At 74.4% G+C, this 19,454-nt stretch carries 18 protein-coding genes; 10 read left to right on the top strand and 8 right to left on the bottom strand.

Going from position 1 to position 19,454, the window contains the following annotated elements:
* Positions 1-7: 7 nt before the first annotated feature.
* Entirely contained in the window at positions 8-187 is a 180-nt protein-coding gene (locus AB0K43_RS09010) for a CGNR zinc finger domain-containing protein (protein ID WP_363637532.1), read from the bottom strand.
* Between the two features lie 122 nt (positions 188-309).
* On the opposite strand from AB0K43_RS09010, the gene AB0K43_RS09005 reads away from it, so the two are divergent.
* Complete coding sequence (locus AB0K43_RS09005; RefSeq protein ID WP_363637388.1) at positions 310-480, top strand: hypothetical protein; 171 nt, start codon at positions 310-312, stop codon at positions 478-480.
* 145 nt (positions 481-625) lie between these two features.
* Here AB0K43_RS09005 and AB0K43_RS09000 read toward each other — a convergent pair whose 3' ends face one another.
* The gene (locus AB0K43_RS09000) at positions 626-1,312 is read right to left on the bottom strand and encodes a Pr6Pr family membrane protein (protein ID WP_363637386.1); all 687 of its coding nucleotides are present in this window, start codon (positions 1,310-1,312) and stop codon (positions 626-628) included.
* A gap of 119 nt (positions 1,313-1,431) precedes the next feature.
* Positions 1,432-1,695: a DUF1876 domain-containing protein gene (locus tag AB0K43_RS08995; RefSeq protein ID WP_363637384.1), complete on the bottom strand. Its 264-nt coding sequence runs from the start codon at positions 1,693-1,695 to the stop codon at positions 1,432-1,434.
* Between the two features lie 280 nt (positions 1,696-1,975).
* Here AB0K43_RS08995 and AB0K43_RS08990 point away from each other — a divergent pair, with 280 nt between their 5' ends.
* The 4 genes from AB0K43_RS08990 to AB0K43_RS08975 all read left to right on the top strand — a co-directional run bounded on the left by AB0K43_RS08990 (position 1,976) and on the right by AB0K43_RS08975 (position 7,783).
* A complete protein-coding gene (locus AB0K43_RS08990; protein ID WP_363637530.1) occupies positions 1,976-3,082 on the top strand; it encodes a CaiB/BaiF CoA-transferase family protein in 1,107 nt (368 codons plus the stop codon).
* Between the two features lie 54 nt (positions 3,083-3,136).
* The gene (locus AB0K43_RS08985) at positions 3,137-4,279 is read left to right on the top strand and encodes an acyl-CoA dehydrogenase family protein (RefSeq protein WP_363637382.1); all 1,143 of its coding nucleotides are present in this window, start codon (positions 3,137-3,139) and stop codon (positions 4,277-4,279) included.
* 103 nt (positions 4,280-4,382) lie between these two features.
* Positions 4,383-5,597, top strand: coding sequence for an acetyl-CoA C-acetyltransferase (locus tag AB0K43_RS08980; protein ID WP_363637380.1), 1,215 nt, complete (start codon positions 4,383-4,385; stop codon positions 5,595-5,597).
* 20 nt (positions 5,598-5,617) lie between these two features.
* A complete protein-coding gene (locus tag AB0K43_RS08975) occupies positions 5,618-7,783 on the top strand; it encodes a 3-hydroxyacyl-CoA dehydrogenase NAD-binding domain-containing protein (RefSeq protein ID WP_363637378.1) in 2,166 nt (721 codons plus the stop codon).
* Between the two features lie 87 nt (positions 7,784-7,870).
* Here AB0K43_RS08975 and AB0K43_RS08970 read toward each other — a convergent pair whose 3' ends face one another.
* A complete protein-coding gene (locus AB0K43_RS08970) occupies positions 7,871-8,617 on the bottom strand; it encodes a MerR family transcriptional regulator (protein ID WP_363637376.1) in 747 nt (248 codons plus the stop codon).
* A 134-nt stretch (positions 8,618-8,751) separates the two neighbouring features.
* On the opposite strand from AB0K43_RS08970, the gene AB0K43_RS08965 reads away from it, so the two are divergent.
* Complete coding sequence (locus tag AB0K43_RS08965; protein WP_363637374.1) at positions 8,752-9,153, top strand: hypothetical protein; 402 nt, start codon at positions 8,752-8,754, stop codon at positions 9,151-9,153.
* A 64-nt stretch (positions 9,154-9,217) separates the two neighbouring features.
* Here AB0K43_RS08965 and AB0K43_RS08960 read toward each other — a convergent pair whose 3' ends face one another.
* The 3 genes from AB0K43_RS08960 to AB0K43_RS08950 form a co-directional block, all read right to left on the bottom strand.
* Entirely contained in the window at positions 9,218-10,243 is a 1,026-nt protein-coding gene (locus tag AB0K43_RS08960; RefSeq protein ID WP_363637372.1) for a 2-oxoglutarate and iron-dependent oxygenase domain-containing protein, read from the bottom strand.
* 293 nt (positions 10,244-10,536) lie between these two features.
* Positions 10,537-12,156 (bottom strand): AMP-binding protein, encoded by a 1,620-nt coding sequence (locus AB0K43_RS08955; RefSeq protein WP_363637370.1) that lies wholly within the window; start codon positions 12,154-12,156, stop codon positions 10,537-10,539.
* A gap of 74 nt (positions 12,157-12,230) precedes the next feature.
* A complete protein-coding gene (locus AB0K43_RS08950) occupies positions 12,231-13,715 on the bottom strand; it encodes an MFS transporter (protein WP_363637368.1) in 1,485 nt (494 codons plus the stop codon).
* 109 nt (positions 13,716-13,824) lie between these two features.
* Here AB0K43_RS08950 and AB0K43_RS08945 point away from each other — a divergent pair, with 109 nt between their 5' ends.
* Positions 13,825-14,508: a helix-turn-helix domain-containing protein gene (locus AB0K43_RS08945; protein ID WP_363637366.1), complete on the top strand. Its 684-nt coding sequence runs from the start codon at positions 13,825-13,827 to the stop codon at positions 14,506-14,508.
* 41 nt (positions 14,509-14,549) lie between these two features.
* On the opposite strand, the gene AB0K43_RS08940 is transcribed toward AB0K43_RS08945, so the two are convergent.
* Positions 14,550-15,098, bottom strand: coding sequence for a DinB family protein (locus AB0K43_RS08940; protein ID WP_363637363.1), 549 nt, complete (start codon positions 15,096-15,098; stop codon positions 14,550-14,552).
* 147 nt (positions 15,099-15,245) lie between these two features.
* Between AB0K43_RS08940 and AB0K43_RS08935 the strand changes: the two genes are divergently transcribed.
* The 3 genes from AB0K43_RS08935 to AB0K43_RS08925 all read left to right on the top strand — a co-directional run bounded on the left by AB0K43_RS08935 (position 15,246) and on the right by AB0K43_RS08925 (position 19,449).
* On the top strand, positions 15,246-16,652 hold the full coding sequence (locus AB0K43_RS08935; RefSeq protein ID WP_363637361.1) for a M1 family metallopeptidase: 1,407 nt from the start codon (positions 15,246-15,248) through the stop codon (positions 16,650-16,652).
* A 258-nt stretch (positions 16,653-16,910) separates the two neighbouring features.
* Positions 16,911-17,582, top strand: coding sequence for a hypothetical protein (locus tag AB0K43_RS08930; RefSeq protein ID WP_363637359.1), 672 nt, complete (start codon positions 16,911-16,913; stop codon positions 17,580-17,582).
* 10 nt (positions 17,583-17,592) lie between these two features.
* Entirely contained in the window at positions 17,593-19,449 is a 1,857-nt protein-coding gene (locus AB0K43_RS08925; protein ID WP_363637357.1) for a hypothetical protein, read from the top strand.
* The last annotated feature ends 5 nt before the right edge of the window (positions 19,450-19,454 follow it).

The raw sequence follows: 19,454 nt of genomic DNA, 5'->3' as shown, positions 1-19,454 counted from the left end.
GCAGTTGTTACGCGGCCGTCCGCCCGGCCCGGTGCGAGGCCACCCGGACCCGGGTCGCGCAGCGCGGGGTGCAGTAGCGCTGGGGGGTACGGCGGCCGGTGTCGATGAAGTAGCGGCGGCAGTCGGGTGCGGCGCACCGCCCCCAGGCGCACCGGCCGCGGTCGCCGAGCCGGAGTGCGAGCGCCAGCCCGGCGGTGGACAGCAGCCATCCGGCGGGGGGCGTCCGGGCGCGCCGCGGTGTGCACGGACCAGGGGCGCCCGGGGAGCCGGACCAGCCGGGGCCGGGCCGGGTAGCGGTCGAGGAGGGTGTTGATCGCCTCGGCCGCGCCGTCCTCGTCCGGCGTGGTCCTGGTCCGCCCCGACGGCCACATCGCCTGGCGCACCCCGTCCCCGCCCACCACCCCGACCCTCCGGGACACCCTCCGCCGCATCCTCACCCCACCGGCGCCCGTTGAGCAGACCGGTACCGAGGGCGAGTAGCCCCACCCGGAGATCGGAGCGCACCAGCAGTCCGCCCGCGGCCCCGGACCGTCGCACGGAGATGCGGGAGAGCTGAGATGCCGGAGGGGCTGGCCGGAGCGCCGAGGGCCGGCCCAACGGCGGCCGCTTCGGGTGACTCGGCGTGCTACGGCCGGCCCGCCGGGGTGGGGGTCGGGGTGGTGGCGTCGGTGGTGGCCGGGCGGAGCTTGCGGTTGGCCAGGGTGCCGAGGCGGTCCAGGCCGATGACGAGGGCGGCGAGCAGGACGAACTCGACGGTGAGTCGGGCGATCTGGCCGGCCACCCAGGCGTGGCCCTCGGTGGTGGGGTCGAGGAAGAAGTAGGGGTACTTGAGCGGGAACGACGGGAAGAGCGCGGCCCGTACCTCGGTGACCACCGCGTAGCCGAGCGGGAAGGCCAGCCACAGCGGCAGGTCGCGCCAGCGCGAGGCGTTCCGCGGCTTCAGGCAGAGCCAGTCCGCCAGCACCAGGACCGGGGTGGTGTAGTGCAGCAGGAAGCTCGACCAGTTCTGCAGCTGCTCCGGACCGGAGCCGAGGCCCGGCAGTGGGTTCGCGCCGTGGTTCAGCAGGACGTGGGCGACCAGACCGGTGATGGTGATGTACAGCGTGGCGGCCCCGCGCAGCCGGGGCGCCGGGGCGTCCACGGTGCCGCGCCGGACCATCCAGTAGACCGCCGAGGCGAAGTAGCCCAGCACGATCACATTGCTCTCGATGGTGAAGTACACCAGCGAGCTGTTGCTGAGAACCAGCCCGAGCCCGGCGGAGAGCGCGACGGCCAGGCGCCACCAGAGCGCGGGGCGGGTCCAGACTGACATGCGTTCACCAGTTCGTGTCATGGGGTTCACCCGTTGATCAGGGTGATCCCGCACTCTACCCGCCGGTAGCACGCCCGCGGAAAGCTCGCCCCGGGGCTCGGAAGGTCCGGGGGCGGGGGTCAGCGGGTCAATCGGGACGGCTCGTGGGTCTGCTGCTCGATACCGGCGGCGGCCTGGTCGATCAGGCTGTGGGCGAGGTCGGAGCAGGCCCGGGCGGCGGCCAGTTCCTCGCCGACCACCTGGTCCGGGGTGTCGGCGGGGCTGCGGCGGGCGGTGCCGGTCCCCACCGCGCCGGGGGCGCTGAAGCCGCTGAGCTTGGCGGTGCAGGTGGTGCGGTCCTCGTCCTCGTCGAAGTCCAGGTCGACGATCCAGTGGTTGTGCATGCGGATCACCTTCTCCGTGGGCGGAGCGTCAGCCCCAGAATCCGCCCGACCGGCGCGGTTCGCAAGGAGGGCCCGGGCGCCGGGGTGCGACCCTTGTTACCGGCGGGTCAACTGCCTATCATCACGACTGTGACAGCTTCACTGTCAAACATGCTCCACCGCGCACCAGCGACCGGATCCGGGAGGCCCAGCCGTGGCTGAGACGACCGCGCCCCAGGCCGAGCCGCAGGCCGAGCCCCAGGCCGAGCGCCACGCCGCGCCGCCGCCCGCCACGGGCCCCCTGGCCGGCCTGCGGGTGCTGGAGCTGGCCGGCATCGGGCCGGGGCCGTTCGCCGCCATGCTGCTCGCCGACCTGGGCGCCGACGTGGTCCGGGTGGACCGCCCGGGCCCGCCGCCGATCGGACCGGACCCGGCCTTCGACCTCACCAACCGCAACAAGCGCTCGGTGCTGGTCGACCTGAAGAGCGCGGCCGGCCCCGGCCTGGTGCTCGACCTGGCCGCGCGGGCCGACCTGCTGATCGAGGGCTACCGCCCCGGCGTCGCCGAGCGGCTCGGCGTCGGCCCGGACGCCTGCCTCGCCCGCAACCCCGCCCTGGTCTACGGCCGGATGACCGGCTGGGGCCAGAGCGGCCCGCTCGCCGCCCGGGCCGGCCACGACATCGGCTACACCGCCACCGCCGGCGCGCTCGGCCTGATCGGCCCGGCCGACGGCCCCCCGGGCATCCCGGCCAACCTGCTCGGCGACTACGCGGGCGGCTCGCTCTACCTGGTCGTCGGCCTGCTCGCCGCACTGCGCCACGCCGAACGTACCGGCCAGGGCCAGGTGGTCGACGCCGCCATCGTGGACGGCACCGCCCACCTCACCTCGATCCTCTGGGGCCTGCTGGCCGCCGGCCAGTGGCAGGACCGGCGCGGCGTCAACCTGCTGGACGGCGGCGCGCCCTGGTACGACACCTACCGCACGGCCGACGGCCGCTACATGGCCGTCGGGGCCCTGGAGCCGCAGTTCTACGCCGAGTTCGCCGCGCTGCTGGAACTCGGTGCGGGCGCCCCCGCCCAGTACGACCCGGCCCGCTGGCCCGAGCTGCGGGCCACGATCGCCGACCGCTTCGCGGCCCGTACCCAGGCCGAGTGGACCGCCGTCTTCGAGGGCTCGGACGCCTGCGTGGCACCGGTCCTGACGCTCCGTCAGGCCGCCGAGCACCCGCACCTCGCGGCCCGGGCCACCTACACCACCCACCAGGGCGTCACCCAGCCCGCCCCCGCCCCGCGGTTCTCCGCGACTCCCGGCTCGCTGCGCCGCCCGCCCACCCGCCCGGGCGAGCACACCGCCGAGGTGGCCGAGGACTGGCAGGTGCCGATGCCCGCCCCCGAGACCGCCGGCTGACCCGAGACGAGACCGCCGGCCGACCCGAGGCCGCCGGCTGAGAGGACCGACCCAGTGCAACGAGAGCTGTACGCCGAGGAGCACGAGGCGTTCCGGGAGACCGTGAAGGCCTTCCTGGCCAAGGAGGTGCTGCCGCACTACGACCGCTGGGAGCAGGCCGGCATCGTCGACCGGGCCGCCTGGTTGGCCGCCGGCCGGCAGGGCCTGCTCGGGATGGCCGTCCCGGTGGAGTACGGCGGCGGCGGCGTCCCCGACTTCCGCTACCCGGCGGTGCTGGCCGAGGAGTTCACCCGGGCCGGGGTCAGCGGTCTGGCGCTCGGACTGCACAACGACATCATCGGCCCCTACCTCACCTCGCTCACCACCGAGGAGCAGAAGCGGCGCTGGCTGCCCGGCTTCTGCAGCGGCGAGCTGATCACCGCGATCGCGATGACCGAGCCCGGCACCGGTTCCGACCTCCAGTCCATCCGGACCTCGGCGGTCGACCGGGGCGACCACTACCTGCTCAACGGCAGCAAGACCTTCATCTCCAACGGCATCCTCTCCGACCTGGTGGTCGTGGTCGCCCGCACCACCCCGGAGGGCGGCGCGCACGGCCTCAGCCTGCTGGCGGTCGAGCGGGGCACGGCGGGCTTCGAGCGCGGCCGCAACCTCGACAAGATCGGCCAGAAGTCCCAGGACACCGCCGAGTTGTTCTTCACCGACGTCAAGGTCCCCAAGGAGAACCTGATCGGCGAGGAGAACCAGGGCTTCGTCCACCTGATGCGCAACCTCGCCCAGGAGCGGCTGGCGATCGCGGTCGCCGCGATCGCCGGGGCCGAGCACCTGGTCGAGCTCACCACCGAGTACGTCAAGCAGCGCACCGCCTTCGGGCGGCCGCTCGGCAAGCTCCAGCACGTCCGCTTCGAGATCGCCGAGCTGGCCACCGAGTGCGCCGTGACCCGCACCTTCGTCGACCGCTGCATCACCGAGCACAACCGCTACGCGCTCACCCCGGTGGACGCCTCGATGGCCAAGTGGTGGGCCACCGAGCTGCAGAAGCGGACCGCCGACCGCTGCCTCCAGCTGCACGGGGGATACGGCTACATGAGCGAGTTCCCGGTCGCCCGCGCGTTCACCGACGGGCGGATCCAGACCATCTACGGCGGCACCACCGAGATCATGAAAGAGATCGTCGGCCGCTCGATCCTCGGCTAGACCGGACACCCCGGACGCCCCGAACACCCGAACATCCAGACGGCCCAGACGGCCCCAGGCCGGGCACCCCCCGGCCGGACACCTCCCCGGAAAGGCACCCACCGTGACCACCGAAGCGTACGTCTACGACGCTGTCCGCACCCCACGTGGCCGGGGCAAGGCCACCGGCTCGCTGCACGGCACCAAGCCGATCGACCTCGTGGTCGGCCTGATCCACGAGCTCCAGGCCCGCTTCCCCGGGTTGGACCCGGCCGCGATCGATGACATCGTGCTCGGCGTGGTCAGCCCGATCGGCGACCAGGGCTCCGACATCGCCCGGATCGCCGCCATCGCGGCCGGCCTGCCGGACACCGTCGCGGGCGTCCAGGAGAACCGCTTCTGCGCCTCCGGCCTGGAGGCCGTCAACCTGGCGGCCGCCAAGGTCCGGTCCGGCTGGGAGGACCTCGTGCTGGCCGGCGGCGTCGAGTCGATGTCCCGGGTCCGGATGGGTTCCGACGGCGGCGCCTGGGCGATGGACCCGATGACCAGCTTCGAGACCGGTTTCGTGCCCCAGGGCATCGGCGCCGACCTGATCGCCACCCTCGAAGGACTGTCCCGCACCGACGTGGACGCCTTCGCCGCCGAGTCCCAGGCCCGCGCCGCCAAGGCCCAGGCCGACGGCCTGTTCGACCGCTCGGTCGTCCCGGTCAGGGACCGCAACGGCCTGGTGGTGCTCGACCGCGACGAGTTCATCCGCCCCGGCACCACGGTGGACACCCTGGCCGGCCTCAAGCCCTCCTTCGCCACCATCGGCGAGGCCGGCGGCTTCGACGCCGTCGCCCTGCAGAAGTACCACTGGGTGGAGGCCATCGACCACGTCCACCACGCCGGCAACTCCTCGGGCATCGTGGACGGCGCGGCCCTGGTCGCGATCGGCTCCCGCGAGGTCGGCGAGCGGTACGGGCTGCGCCCCCGGGCCCGGATCGTCTCCGCCGCCGTCTCCGGCTCCGAGCCCACCATCATGCTGACCGGCCCGGCCCCCGCCACCCGCAAGGCGCTCGCCAAGGCCGGTCTGACCGCCGCCGACATCGACCTGGTCGAGATCAACGAGGCCTTCGCCGCCGTGGCACTCCGCTTCATCCGCGAACTCGGCTTCCGCCACGACCAGGTGAACGTCAACGGCGGCGCGATCGCCCTCGGCCACCCGCTCGGCGCGACCGGCGCGATGCTGATCGGCACCCTGATCGACGAGCTGGAGCGCCGCGACCTGCGCTACGGCCTGGCCACCCTCTGCGTCGGCGGCGGTATGGGCGTCGCCACCGTCATCGAGCGCATCTGACTCCGGGAGACCTCCACCTCATGAGCAACACGACTGCCATCCGCTGGGAGCAGGACCAGGACGGCGTGGTCACCCTCGTCCTGGACGACCCGGCCCAGTCCGCCAACACCATGAACGCGGCCTTCACCGACGCCCTGGAGGCGACGGTCGAACGGCTGAAGGCCACCGAGGGCCTGCGCGGGGTGATCGTCACCTCGGCCAAGAAGACCTTCTTCGCCGGCGGCGACCTGCGGCTGATCTCCGCCGCCCGCCCCGAGGACGCCGACCAGGTGTTCGCCAACTCGATGCGGATCAAGCGCGCCCTGCGCACCCTGGAGACCCTGGGCCGGCCGGTGGTCGCCGCGATCAACGGCGCGGCGCTCGGCGGCGGCCTGGAGATCGCCCTCGCCTGCCACCACCGGATCGCGCTGGAGGCCCCCGGGAGCAAGATCGGCCTGCCCGAGGTCACCCTCGGCCTGCTCCCCGGCGGCGGCGGCGTGGTGCGCACCGTGCGGCTGATGGGCATCACCGACGCCCTGCTCAAGGTCCTGCTGCAGGGTCGGCAGTACCGCCCCGCGCAGGCCCTGGAAGCCGGCCTGGTGCACGAACTCGCCGCCACCACCGAGGAGATGCTCGCCAAGGCGCGGGCCTTCGTGGACGCCCACCCGGAGGCCGTCCAGCCCTGGGACGTCAAGGGCTACAAGATCCCCGGCGGCACCCCGAGCACCCCGGCCTTCGCCGCCAACCTGCCGGCCTTCCCGGCCAATCTGCGCAAGCAGCTGGCCGGCGCCGACTACCCGGCGCCGCGCAACATCCTGGCCGCCGCGGTGGAGAGCAGCCAGGTCGACGTGGACACCGCGATGGTGATCGAGGCCCGGTACTTCACCGAGCTGGCCTGCGGGCAGATCTCCAAGAACATGATCCAGGCCTTCTTCTTCGACCTGCAGGCCGTCAACTCCGGTGCGGGTCGGCCCAAGGGCGTCGAGCCCCGCACCGCCCGGCGGGTGGCCGTGCTCGGCGCCGGCATGATGGGCGCGGGCATCGCGTACTCCTGCGCCAAGGCCGGCATCGAGGTGCTCCTCAAGGACGTCACGCAGGAGGCGGCCGAGCGCGGAAAGGCCTACTCCGCGGGCCTGTTGGACAAGGCGGTGGCCCGCGGCCGGACCACCCCCGAGCAGCGCGAGGCCCTGCTCGCCCGGATCACCCCGACCGCCGACGCGGCCGACCTGGCCGGCTGCGACACCGTGATCGAGGCGGTCTTCGAGAACCCGGAGCTCAAGCACAAGGTCTTCCAGGAGGTCCAGGAGGTCGTCGCCCCCGACGCCCTGCTCTGCTCCAACACCTCCACGCTGCCGATCGGCCTGCTCGCCGAAGGCGTCACCCGCACCGCCGACTTCATCGGCCTGCACTTCTTCTCGCCGGTCGACAAGATGCCGCTGGTGGAGATCATCCGCGGTCCGGGGACCGGGGACGAGGCGCTCGCCCGCGCCTTCGACCTGGTCCGCCAGATCGACAAGACGCCGATCGTGGTCAACGACTCGCGCGGCTTCTTCACCTCGCGGGTGATCGGCCAGTTCATCAACGAGGGCGTGGCGATGGTCGCCGAGGGCCTCGACCCGGTCTCGATCGAGCAGGCGGCGGCCCAGGCCGGCTACCCGGCCAAGGTGCTCTCGCTGCTGGACGAGCTCACCCTGACGCTGCCCCGCAAGATCCGCAACGAGGCCCGGCGGGCGGTCGAGGAGGCCGGCGGCAGCTGGACCGCGCACCCTGCCGACGTGGTGATGGACCGGATGCTCGACGAGTTCGAGCGCCCGGGCCGCAGCGGGGGCGCGGGCTTCTACGACTATCAGGACGGCCGGCGCACCCGGCTGTGGCCCGGACTGCGGGAGCACTTCACCCGGCCGGGGGCAGAGATCCCGTTCGAGGACATGAAGGAGCGGATGCTCTTCGCCGAGGCGCTGGACTCGGTGCGCTGCCTGGAGGAGAACGTCCTCACCTCGGTCGCCGACGCCAACATCGGCTCCATCCTCGGCATCGGCTTCCCGGCCTGGACCGGCGGCGTGCTCCAGTACGTCAACGGCTACCGGGGCGGCCTGCCCGGCTTCACCGCCCGCGCCCGGGAGCTGGCCGAGACCTACGGCGAGCGGTTCCGGCCGCCGGCCCTGCTCGACCGGATGGCCGCCGAGGGCCGCACCTTCACCGGCTGACCCAGAACCGCGCGAACCTCGGCCCCGGCTGTCCGCAGCCGGGGCCGGACTCCGCGCGGTTCCCCGCGCCGGCGGCCGACCGGTGCCTCAGTCCGCCGCCCGCTCCTCCGTCCGCTCCTCCGCCAGCTCGTCCGCCAGCGAGCGCTGGAAGGCGGTCACCAGCGCCTGCACCACCATCGGCTGGATCTGGTCGGTGAGCAGCTTCATCCGGGCCAGCTCCTCCGCCGGCGGGTCGCTCTCCCGGTACGGCTTCCAGACCGTCTCCCGGAACAGCCGGTGCAGGTCGTGCGCGGTCGCCTGGCTGTGCAGCCGCACCACCGCCCGGGCCGCCACCAGCGTCTCCAGCGGGATCGGCACGTCCAGCACCCGTACCCCGAGCGGCAGCAGCCCCGGGTCGACCTTGAACACCTCCGGGTCCGCGGTGCGGTGCAGCGCCCCCATCGCCGTCAGCCGGTCCAGGTCGGCGTCGGTCAGCGGCCGCCCGGCCCGCCGTGCCACCTGCGCCCGGGTGGCCTCCTCGGCCGCCTCCGGGGTCCAGGAGGCCACCAGGGCCCGGTGGATGGCCAGGTCCAGCGAGCTGATGTCCTCCGGGAGCTGGGCCAGATAGCGCTCGATCGCCGCCAGGGTCAGCCCCTGCCGCTGGAGTTCCTCGATCAGCTCCAGCCGCCCGAGGTGCTCCGGCCCGTACTGCCCGACCCGCCGCGGCCCCAGTTCCGGCGGCGGCAACAGCCCCTTCGCGCTGTAGAACCGCAGCGTACGGACCGTCACCCCGGCCCGGGCCGCGAGCTCGTCCACGGTCAGGTGCGGCGGCGTGGCCGGGGGTGTAGCCGTCATGGTCGATCCTCGAAGGGTGATGCAGCGGCACTGTGACAGCAGCAGTGTGACACTGCGCGCAACGGCCGGTCCAGCACACCGGGCCGCCCTCGGCCCCGGCCGACCTGTCGGTGCCGGCGGCTAGCGTGGCCGGCATGGCAGTCCGACCCACACAGCACTGGCGGCAGGGCCGCGCCGAGGAGGCCCGCGCGCTCGCCGCGGGCGAGCTCGACCCCGGCGAGGCGTACCTGGCCCGGCTCTTCCCCGACTCGCTGCTGCTGCGCACCGACGAGGTGCTGGCCGCCTTCGAGGCCGAGCTCGGTGCCTTCACCGGGCCGGCGGACGCGCAGGTGCTCGGCGCGGTCGAGCGCGTCGTGCTCGCCCTCAACGAGGTCAACGACGAGCACGGCGGCGGTGGTTACGAGACGGACGAGCGTGAGCGGCTGTGCGACTACATCGACTCCGCGCTGACCGGGGCGGGGGTGGACGTCGAAGCGCTGACCGGGCGCCACGGGCTCGGCCGCCACGAGGTCACCGACCGCTGGCGGGAGTGGTAGCGCACCCAGCCGCATCGACACCGCGCCCCGGCGCCCGGGTGGGGCCGGGGCGCGGGGCGGTGGCTCAGGCGCCGGTCAGCGGGAGCAGGTCGGCGTGGTGGCGGCGGGTGACCTCGGGGTGGGCGCGCAGGTAGCCCTTGAGCTCGTTGCGGCCGAACTCGGCGAACAGCGGGTTGGACGGATCCTGGGTGGCGCCCGGCGCGTGGTGGGCGAGCGGGAAGTCCAGCGGCTCGATGTGCGCGTCCAGCCGGGGGTTGTAGAAGAACGGCACCGAGAACCGCTCGCGGGCCCCGGCCGGGCTGACCACCCGGTGGCTGGTCGCCTTGAGGTAGCCGTCGGTGGCGACCTCCAGCAGCTCGCCCAGGTTGACCACGAAGGCGCCCTCCATCGGCGGCACCTCCAGGAAGGAGCCGTCCGACCGCTCGACCTGGAGCCCGCCCACGGTGTCCTGCAGCAGCAGGGTGATGAAGCCGTAGTCCTTGTGGGTGCCGACGCCCTGCCCGGCGCCGTCCGGGGCGGTGCCCGGGTAGCGGACCAGCTTCAGCCGCAGGTGCGGGTGGCCGGCGAAGGCGTCGTCGTAGAAGTCGGGCCGGGCGCCGATCGAGGCGAGCAGCTCGTGCAGCAGCCGGTGGGCCACCGCGCCGAGCCGGTCGATCCAGCTCAGCGCGGCGGTGCGCAGCTCGGGCAGGTCCTCGGGCCACTGGTTGGGCCCCTCCAGCCACCAGTACGCCGGCTCGTGGGGGCCGGGCAGGTGCGGCGGGCGCTCGGCGCCGATGTCCAGCTGGTCGCGCCAGTCCTGGCTGCCGCCGGTGAGCTCGGCGCCGGTGCGGGTGTACCCGCGGAAGTGCGGGGAGTTGAGGTTGCTCACGGCCAGCCGGTCGGCCTCGGGGAGGTCGAAGAACGCCCGCATGGCGGTGTTGAGGGCCTTGGTCTCGTCCGCGGTTATGCCGTGTCCGGTCAGCTGGAAGAAGCCGACCTCGGTGGCGGCCGAGCGGAGCGCGCCGTGCAGGCGGGCGCGGTCCTCCTCGGTGCCGTCGGCGAGGGACAGGTCGATCACGGGGAGACCGGTGGTCTGGGACTGCTGTGTCATGGGTGACATCCGCTGTGTCGAGGCCCCGGCGGTGCCCGGAGGTGTCCGGGAACGCTGCCGCCGGCCCGCCCGGTCGGGCGGGTACGGCGGGGCCGGGGGAGGGTGTGTGCCCCCGAGGGCAGGGAGGGAGAGATCAGCCGGAGCGTCGACAGGACATGCTCGTGACGCGGAGCAGGTCCACGTGGCGACGGCTGACGAGTATGAGCACGTCACCAGGTTAGATGACGGTCGGGGCGGCGGTCGAACACGGTACGGTCCGAGCGCTCCGCCCGCCCCGCGCGCCCCGCCCGTCCTCACCGCCCGAGCTCCCGGGCTGCCCGCTCGCGCAGCTCGTTCTTGCGCACCTTGCCGCTGACCGTCATCGGGAACGCGTCCACCACCCGGACGTGCCGGGGCGCCTTGAACCGGGCCAGCCGGCCCCGGCAGTACTCCGCCAGCTCCTCGGGCGCCGGCCCGGTGGCCGGGTCGCGCAGCACCACGAAGGCGAAGACCTCCTCGCCGTAGCGCTCGTCCGGCACCCCGACCACCTGGACGTCGGCGACCTCGGGGTGGGTGTGCAGGAACTCCTCGATCTCGCGGGGGTAGATGTTCTCCCCGCCCCGGATGATCATGTCCTTGATCCGGCCGACCACGGCCAGGTAGCCGTCCGGGTGCATCACCGCGAGGTCGCCGGTGTGCATCCAGCCGTCCCGGTCGACCGCCTCGGCCGTCCGCTCCGGCTCGTCCCAGTAGCCCAGCATCACCGAGTACCCGCGGGTGCACAGCTCGCCGACCGTCCCGCGCGGCAGCGGGCGCCCGTCCGCCGGGTCGGCCACCTTGACCTCGATGTGCGGCAGCACCCGCCCGACCGTCCCGGTGCGGTGCGCGAGGTCGTCGTCGCGCCGGGTGAGCGTGGACACCGGGGAGGTCTCGGTCATCCCGTACGCGATGGCGACCTCGGTCATCCCCAGGTCGCTCTGCACCCGCTTCATCACCTCGACCGGGCAGGGCGAGCCGCCCATCAGGCCGGTGCGCAGCGAGGAGAGGTCGTAGCCGGCGAAGTCCGGCAGGCCGAGCTCGGCGATGAACATGGTCGGCACGCCGTAGAGCGAGGTGGCCCGCTCGGCGGCGACCGTGCGCAGGGTGGCCGCCGGGTCGAAGCTGCGCGCCGGGATCACCACGCACGCGCCGTGGCTGAGCGCCGCCAGATTGCCGAGGACCATGCCGAAGCAGTGGTAGAAGGGCACCGGGACGCAGATCCGGTCCTGCTCGGTGTAGCCGAGCAGCGCACCGACGCAGTGGCCGTTGTTGAGGATGTTGCGGTGCGAGAGGGTGGCGCCCTTGGGGAAGCCGGTGGTGCCCGAGGTGTACTGGATGTTGATCGGCTCGTCGCAGTGCAGCACCGGGAAGTCCTCGTCGGGCCCGTCCAGTCGCTGCCAGGCGCTTTCGCCGATCCACAGCGTCCCGCGCAGCGCGGGGCAGCTCCCGCCGGCCTCGGCGACCATCTCCCGCCGGTCGCCGCCTCGTTCGCTCCCTCGTTCGCTGCCGCGCTCGTCGGCCAGGGCGATCAGCAGCGAGATCCCGGACCGGTTCAGCGCGTACGCCAGCTCGTGGGTGCGGTAGGCCGGGTTGATGTTCACCAGCACCGCGCCGAGCCGCGCGGTGGCGTACTGGACCAGCACCCACTCGGGGCAGTTCGCCGCCCAGATGCCCACCCGGTCGCCCTTGGCCACGCCCCGGGCCCGCAGGCCGCGGGCCACCCGGTCGACGTCCGAGGCCAGTTCGGCGTACGTCCAGCGCCGGCCGGTCACCGCGTCGACCAGGGCCTCCCGCTCGGCGAAGGCCGCGACGGTGCGGTCGAGCCGCTCCCCGATGGTCTCGGAGAGCAGCTCGACCTCGGTGTCGCCGCGGGTGTGGGACGCCTGCTCGGTCACCGTCGACCTCCTGGACTGGGGAGCACTTGACCAGGCTTGGTCAACGGTGACGGTTCGTCAAGACACCGCGCAGGTCAGGACGGCGCCCCCGGGCTGCTCGCGCGCCGGGTCGGCAGGGTCAGTGCGCCGACCAGCGCGAAGCTGGTGAACAGCGCCCCGACCAGCAGGGCGCGCCCGAAACCGGCGGTCAGCGCCTCCGGGGCGCTCACGCCGCCCGCCGCCAGCCGGGTGGCCGTGGTGTGCGAGGCGACGGTGGCCAGCACGGCCAGGCCGACCGCGCCGCCGACCTGGCGGAAGGTGTTGGCCAGTCCGGAGGCCAGCCCGGCCTCCTCGCGCGGCACGCCACCGGTCGCGGTCACCGTCGCGGGCATCATCGACAGGCCCATGCCGAGCGTGCAGAGCACGAACGGGCCGAGCACGTCGGTGAGGTAGCCGCCGTCCGCGCCGAACCGCGACAGCCACAGGAACCCGACCGTGCTGGTCAGGGTGCCGGCCACCAGCAGCGGACGGGGCCCGGTCCGGGTGATCGTCCGGGTGGCGATCTGCGAGCCGGCGATGATCGCCGCCGACCCGGCGACGAAGGCCAGCCCGGCCCGGACGGCGCTGTAGCCGAGCACCTGCTGGAAGTAGAGCGAGAGCACGAACCACATCGCGAACATCGCCGCACCCGCCAGCATGGTCACGATGTTGGCCGTCACCAGGGTGCGGCGGCGCAGGATCCGCAGCGGCACCAGCGGGTGCGCGACCCTCGACTCGATCAGGGTGAACACCGCCAGCAGTGCGACGGCGGCGACCAGCGGGCCCCAGACCGCGGGGGAGCCCCAGCCGTGCGACTCGGTGGAGATGATCCCGTAGACCAGGGCGGTGAGGCCGGCGGTGACGGTGACCGCGCCGGGCAGGTCCATCCGGCGCAGCCCGCCCCGGCTGCCGGAGCCCGCCGGGACGTACCGCAGCGAGGCCGCGAACAGCGCCAGGCCCATCGGCACGTTGACGAACAGCACCCAGCGCCAGCCGGCGTACTCGGTCAGCACGCCACCGACCACGGCGCCCGCCGCGCCGCCGGCCGCCATCACGGCGCTCCAGGCGCCCATCGCCCTGGTCCTGGCCCGGGGCTCGGTGAAGGTGGTCATGATCAGGGTGAGGGTGGCCGGGGCCAGCACCGCGCCGCCGACGCCCTGGGCCGCGCGGGCCGCGATCAGCGGGCCGGCGCCGTCGGCCAGCCCGCCGACCAGCGAGGCCAGGGTGAACACGCCGAGCCCGGCCAGGAACGCGCGCCGGGCGCCGACCAGGTCGGCGATCCGGCCGCCGAGCAGCAGCAGGCCGGCGAAGCCGAGGGTGTAGGCGTTGACGATCCACTGCTGCCCGGCCGGGGTGAGGTGCAGGTCGGCCCGCATCGCGGGCAGGGCCACGTTCACGATCGAGACGTCCAGCACCACCATGAACTGGGCGGCGCAGGCGATCACCAGGACGGCGGTGGTGGACAACCGGCGGGCGCCGGAGGAGGTCGGTGGATGGCCGGGGCCGGCCGAGGGCCGGACGGCGGAGGGGCTGGTGCCCATGCGGGCTCCTTAAGGACGCGAGGGACGCAAGAGGGACGCAAGAGTTTCTGGAGAGTCTCCAAAAATGTAGCATCTCTATTTTTCTCCGGCGGTGGACTATCCTGAGTCCATGACCACGACCTCCGCCGCACCGGCGCCCGCCGCCGGGCTCCGTGGGCGCAAACGTGAGCGGACCCGCCGGTCGATCGCCGACGCGGCCTTCCGGCTGTTCGCCGAGCGCGGGTTCGACGGCGTCACGCTGGGCCAGATCGCCGCCGAGGCGGACGTGGCCCCGGCCACCGTCTTCACGCACTACGGGTCCAAGGAGGACATCTTCTTCAGCCGGCGGCAGGAGTTCGACGACTCCCTCCCGGGGGCGGTGGCCCCGGCCCGCACCGCCGAGGAGCTGATCGAGGGGCTGCGTGCCAACTACGCGGCCAAGGTGGCGCAGGTGCTCGACCCCGAGGCGGAGGACGCCTCCCGGACCTTCGCCCGGATCCTGCTCGCCAGCCCGGCGCTGCACCGCTGCCACACCGCGGCGGTCGACGCCCGCCGGGAGATGCTGCTGAACCTGCTGGTGGAGCGGGCCGGCCCGCGCGGGGCCGACCCGGTGACCCGGGCCGAACTCGCCCTGTTCGCCGGGTTCGCCGGCTCCGTCGGGGTGGTCGCCTTCGAGGCGATGCGCACGCACCTGGCGGCCGGCTCCCCGCTCGACGAGACCGCCGCCGCGGTGCACGACCTCCTGGTGGCCGGCTTCACCCGGCTGGCCCGCAGCTACGCCGACTCCGGCCTGCTGGACGCCTCCGGCCGGTAGCCGACCGCCGGGGGCGAGGGGTGCCCCGGTCGGTGACCGGGTCAGTAGCCGGTCGCGCCGTCGATCCGCTCGCGCAGCAAGTCGGCGTGGCCGTTGTGCCGGGCGTACTCGGCGATCATGTGCACCAGGATGCGGCGCAGCGCGACCGGCCCGCCGCTCGCCCGGTGCACCCCGGTCTCGTCCAGCGAGGCGGCGGTGGCGACGATCTCCCGGGAGCGCGCGCACTCCGCCCGCCAGAGCGCGAAGGCCTGCTCGGTGCTGCCGTCCAGCCGATCGAAGTCCTGGTCCGGGTCCTCGTCGGAGTAGTACAGCATCGGCACGTCCTCACCCGCGAACTGCTGCCGGAACCACCACCGCTCCACCCCGGTCAGGTGCCGCAGCAGCCCGTGCAGGCTCAGCCCCGAGGGCGGCAGCCCCCGCTCGGACAGCCGCTCGGCCGGTAGTCCGGCGCACTTGAGCGCGAAGGTCTCGCGGTGGAACTCCAGGAACGAGGTCAGGATCTCGCGCTCGTCGCCCACCAGCGGTGGCATCCGGCGGTCGTCGGCGTCGGCCCAGCCCTGGGCGTAGTGCTGCGGGGGGATCTCGGTCATCCCGCCAGCCTGCCACCCGCCACCGACAGCGCCCGCAGGCCGCGACCGAAACCGCTTGCCGGCCGGTGACCCATCCGGTGGGTTCCCGCCCCCGGTCCGGTGTGTTGCCGCCCGCCGCCGTGGCGCCGGCACCCGATCATGCGCGGTATGACGAGACCACGAGGATGTGTCGCCGCGGCGTTGGGTGTCGCGTGCGCGACGGCCCTGCTCACCGCTGCCCCGGTCACGGCCGCCCCCCTGCGGGGCGGCGGACCGGCGGCCGCCGCCGCAGATCCCTACTTTCCGCTGTCGGGCAACCAGGGGTACGACGTCGGGCACTACGACCTCGACCTCGACTTCACCCCGCAGACCCACGAGCTGACGGCCGCGGCGACCATCAGCGCGAAGGCGGAGCGGCGCCTGGCCCGCTTCGCGCTGGACTACTCCGGGCCGCCGATCGAGCGGATCGTCGTCGACGGGCGGGCGGCGACCTACCGCAGGGACGACCGGAAGCTGACCGTCGTCCCGGCCGAGGCGGTCGCCCCGGGGCAGGGGTTCACCGTGGAGGTCCGGTACCGGGGGCGGCCGGAGGCGATCGACGACCCGGCGCTCGGACTGTACGGCTGGATCAACACCGACGACGGCGCGGTCGCCCTCAACGAGCCGGACGGCGCCAGGAGTTGGTACCCGGTCAACGACGACCTGAGCGACAAGGCGACCTACACCTTCCACCTCACCACCCCGACCGGGGTCACGGCCCTGGCCAACGGGGAGCGGCAGGGCCCGCCGCTGGTCGCCGCCGGGCGGACCACCGTCACCTGGGCGATGGCGAGGCCGATGGCCGCCTACCTCGCCATGGTGGCGATCGGGAACTTCGAGGTGAACCGCTCCCTGGTGGGCGGGATCCCGAACGTCACGGCCTACGACCCGGCGATCGACGGGGACGACGGCTTCCTGCACCGCACCACCGGGCAGGCCGTGGAGTGGGGCGCGGCGAGGTTCGGCAGGTACCCGTTCGACTCGATGGGCGGGATCATCGACCCCACCGAGGCCGGCTACTCGCTGGAGACGCAGAGCCGCCCGGTGTACGACTCGCCGCCGGACGAGGGCACCATCGTCCACGAGACCGCCCACCAGTGGTTCGGCGACAGCGTGACCCCGAGGTCGTGGCAGGACATCTGGCTCAACGAGGGGTTCGCCACCTACGTGGAGTGGCTCTGGCAGGAGGAGCACGGCGGGCCGACCGCGCAGCAGACCTTCGACGGCCACTACGCGACCCCCGCGGCGGACCCGTTCTGGCAGCGGGAGACCGGCGACCCGGGCCGCGACCACATCTTCGACTACGACCTGGTCTACGTCCGGGGTGCGATGACGCTCCAGGCGCTCCGCCGCACCATCGGTGACCAGGACTTCTTCCACCTGCTGCGGGAGTGGGGCGAGCGGCACCGCTACGGCAACGCGCAGACCTGCGACCTGCTCCGGCTGGCCGAGGAGATCTCGCACCGGGACCTGGGCCCGCTGTTCCAGGCCTGGCTGTACACGGCCGCGAAGCCGTCCGAGGAGGCCGCCCCGTGATCGGCGCCCGGGGCCGGATCCGGCCCCGGTTCCCGTTCCGTGCCGCGCGCCAGGGGAGATGACGCGGCGTCGGATCGGGAATGCCGCGCGGACGGCCGGGGAGAGCGCCTGCCCCGGCCGTCCGCGCTGGTGGGGCGGGGTGCCCCGGGGTGGCGGGTGAATGTCACGCGGTGCGTTCGGGTGGGGTGAATCTGTAGCTCGATCAGATTTACGGACTTGTACATCTACGAATATTTGTTCGATCCTTAATACGTGCAGATGTTCGATTCGACCTCGCCGAGCCCGCCCGGGTTCGAAAGCCCGCCGGGTGGCGGAGAGCTGCTGCCCGCCCTGCCGGCCCTGGCCCCACTGCTGCCCGGCGGCGGGCTGCGGCGCGGCGCGGCGGTCTCGGTGGAGGGCGACACCGGCCTGCTGCTGGCCCTGGCCGCCGGCGCGGCCTCGGACGGTGCCTGGGCGGCCGCGGTCGGGCTGCCCGACCTCGGACTGGTGGCAGCCGCCGGCTACGGCCTCGACCTCGGCCGGCTGCTGCTCGTCGACGACCCCGGCCCGCACTGGCCGGAGGTGGTCTCCGCGCTGGCCGGCGCCGTCGGCCTGATCCTGCTGCGCCCCGGCGGCCCGGTCGCCCCGCAGCTGGCCACCCGGCTCACCGCCGTCCTGCGGCGGGGCGGCTGCGCCCTGCTGGTGGCCGGCGCCTGGCCCGGCGCCGGGCTGCGGCTGAGCGTGCGCTCGGGCCGCTGGTTCGGCCTGGGGGAGGGGTACGGGCAGCTGCGCGGCCGCCAGGTCGAGGTGGCGGCCCAGGGGCGCGGCGCGGCGAACCGCACCCGTACGGCCAGGCTCTGGCTGCCGGACGAGCACGGCGCGGCCCGGCCGGTCGAGGCGGCGGAAGCGGCTGTCGCCGGCCCGGTGCGCGGCAGCCTGGCGGCGGTGTGAGATGGCCCCGATGCCGGAGCTGAGCGCACCCAGGGTGCTGGTGGTGTGGTGCCCGGACTGGCCGGTGACCGCCACCGCCCCGGAGCCGGACGGCGGCCCGGTGGCCGTGGTCGAGGCCGGCCGGGTGCTGGCCTGCTCGGACGCCGCCCGCACCGCCGGGGTCCGGCGCGGGCAGCGGCTCAGGCTCGCCCAGCGACTCTGCCCCGGCCTGCGGCTGCGGGACCGGGACGCGGAGGCCGAGGCCCGCCGCTTCGAGCCGGTGATCGCCGCGGTGGCGGCCTTCACCCCCCGGGTGGAGGTGCTGCGGCCGGGCCTGTGCGCGATCCCGGTCAAGGGGCCGGGTCGCTACTTCGGTGGGGAGGAGGCGCTGGCGGCCCAGGTGCACGCGGCGGTCGCGGCCACCCTGGCCCGCGGCTGGGAGGAGCCGGCCCGGGCACCGGAGCCGTCACCCGAGGCACGGCCCGAGCCCGGCCAAGGGCCCGAGCCCGGCTCCGGCTCCGAGCCCAAGTCCGGCTCCAGGTCCGGGTCTGCGTCTGGGTCCAGGCTCGGGTCCGAGTCCGAGTCCGAGTCCGAGTCCAGGCCCGAGCCCGGACCCAGGCCTGGGTCCGCCTCTGGGTCCACGTCCGGATTCGAGTCCGGGTCCGCGCCCGGGGCCGAGCGTGCGTCCGAGCCCACGTCCGGCTCCGGGGCCGCGTCCGGGCCAGGCTCCGGCCCCGAGCCCGCCCCGCCGCCCCCCAGCCACGTCGGCGTCGCCGACGGCCTGTTCGCCACCGTGCTCGCCGCCCGGGCCGGAGTGCTCGTCCCGGCCGGCCGTACCGCCGAGTTCCTGGCCCCCTATCCCGTGGCCGCGCTCGGCGACGCGGCCCTGGCCGAGCTGCTGATCAGGCTCGGGATCGAGACCGTCGGCGCCTTCGCCGCCCTGGCCGGCGGCGCCGTGGCCGACCGCTTCGGCCCGACCGGGACGGCCGCCCACCGGCTGGCCAGGGGCCTGGAGGACCGCCCACTGGCCCCCCGCCCCGAGGGGCTCGACCTCACCGCCGAGCAACTGTTCGACCCGCCGGAGCGGCTGGCCGAGCCGCTGATCTTCGTCGCCCGCACGCTCGCCGAGCAGCTGCACACCGGGCTCGCCTCGGCCGGTCTGACCTGCCGGCGGGTCTCGGTCGAGGTGAGCTGCGCCGACGGCGCCGCCGCCGCCCGGCTCTGGCGGCACGAGGGCAGGCTGTCCGCCGCCGCCCTCGCCGAGCGGGTCCGCTGGCAGCTGAACGCCTGGCAGGCCGCCGGCACCTTCGGCGGCGACGCCGCGACGGCCGGGTTCACGGCCCTGCGGCTGGTCCCCGACGAGCTGGTGCCCGACCGCGGGCGGCAGCTGGCGCTCTGGGGCCAGGCCGTCGCCGAGGACCGGGTGGAGCGGGCGGTGGCCCGGGTGCAGTCCCTGCTCGGGTACGCCGGGCTGCGCCGGGTCGATCCGGCCGGCGGCCGGGGGCCGGCCGACCAGGTCGCCCGTACCCCCTGGGGCGAGGCGCCGGCCACCACCGCCGACCCGCCCCCCTGGCCCGGCCGGCTGACCGACCCCTCACCCACCGTGGTGCCGCGCGCGCCCGTACCCGTCGAGGTGCTGGACGCGGCCGGGGCGCCGGTCACGGTCAGCGGCCGGGCCGAGGTCTCCGCCCCGCCCGCCCGGCTCGACCTGGCCGGCCGCCCGCTCGCGGTGACCGCCTGGACCGGCCCCTGGCCCGCCGTCGAGTACTGGTGGGACCAGGCCAGGGCCCGCCGCCGGGCCCGCTTCCAGGTCGCCGTCGCGGACGGCCGGGCCCTGCTGCTCACCGTGGAGGACGGCCACTGGTACCTGGAGGGCGCCTACGACTGACACCC

The organism is Kitasatospora sp. NPDC049258 (assembly GCF_040678895.1).
Lineage (GTDB): Bacteria > Actinomycetota > Actinomycetes > Streptomycetales > Streptomycetaceae > Kitasatospora.
Note: the sequence above shows the minus strand (reverse complement) of the source record. Positions and strands in the feature narration are given on the sequence as shown.

Bases quoted from the DNA above. Each gene is read 5' to 3' on its own strand.
- AB0K43_RS08965 (WP_363637374.1), top strand. From the start codon at position 8,752: ATGGCAGTCCGACCCACACAGCACTGGCGGCAGGGCCGCGCCGAGGAG.
- AB0K43_RS08960 (WP_363637372.1), bottom strand. From the start codon at position 10,243: ATGACACAGCAGTCCCAGACCACCGGTCTCCCCGTGATCGACCTGTCC.
- AB0K43_RS08935 (WP_363637361.1), top strand. From the start codon at position 15,246: ATGACGAGACCACGAGGATGTGTCGCCGCGGCGTTGGGTGTCGCGTGC.
- AB0K43_RS08930 (WP_363637359.1), top strand. From the start codon at position 16,911: ATGTTCGATTCGACCTCGCCGAGCCCGCCCGGGTTCGAAAGCCCGCCG.
- AB0K43_RS08970 (WP_363637376.1), bottom strand. From the start codon at position 8,617: ATGACGGCTACACCCCCGGCCACGCCGCCGCACCTGACCGTGGACGAG.
- AB0K43_RS09000 (WP_363637386.1), bottom strand. From the start codon at position 1,312: ATGTCAGTCTGGACCCGCCCCGCGCTCTGGTGGCGCCTGGCCGTCGCG.
- AB0K43_RS08945 (WP_363637366.1), top strand. From the start codon at position 13,825: ATGACCACGACCTCCGCCGCACCGGCGCCCGCCGCCGGGCTCCGTGGG.
- AB0K43_RS08975 (WP_363637378.1), top strand. From the start codon at position 5,618: ATGAGCAACACGACTGCCATCCGCTGGGAGCAGGACCAGGACGGCGTG.
- AB0K43_RS08995 (WP_363637384.1), bottom strand. From the start codon at position 1,695: ATGCACAACCACTGGATCGTCGACCTGGACTTCGACGAGGACGAGGAC.
- AB0K43_RS08925 (WP_363637357.1), top strand. From the start codon at position 17,593: ATGCCGGAGCTGAGCGCACCCAGGGTGCTGGTGGTGTGGTGCCCGGAC.
- AB0K43_RS08940 (WP_363637363.1), bottom strand. From the start codon at position 15,098: ATGACCGAGATCCCCCCGCAGCACTACGCCCAGGGCTGGGCCGACGCC.
- AB0K43_RS08950 (WP_363637368.1), bottom strand. From the start codon at position 13,715: ATGGGCACCAGCCCCTCCGCCGTCCGGCCCTCGGCCGGCCCCGGCCAT.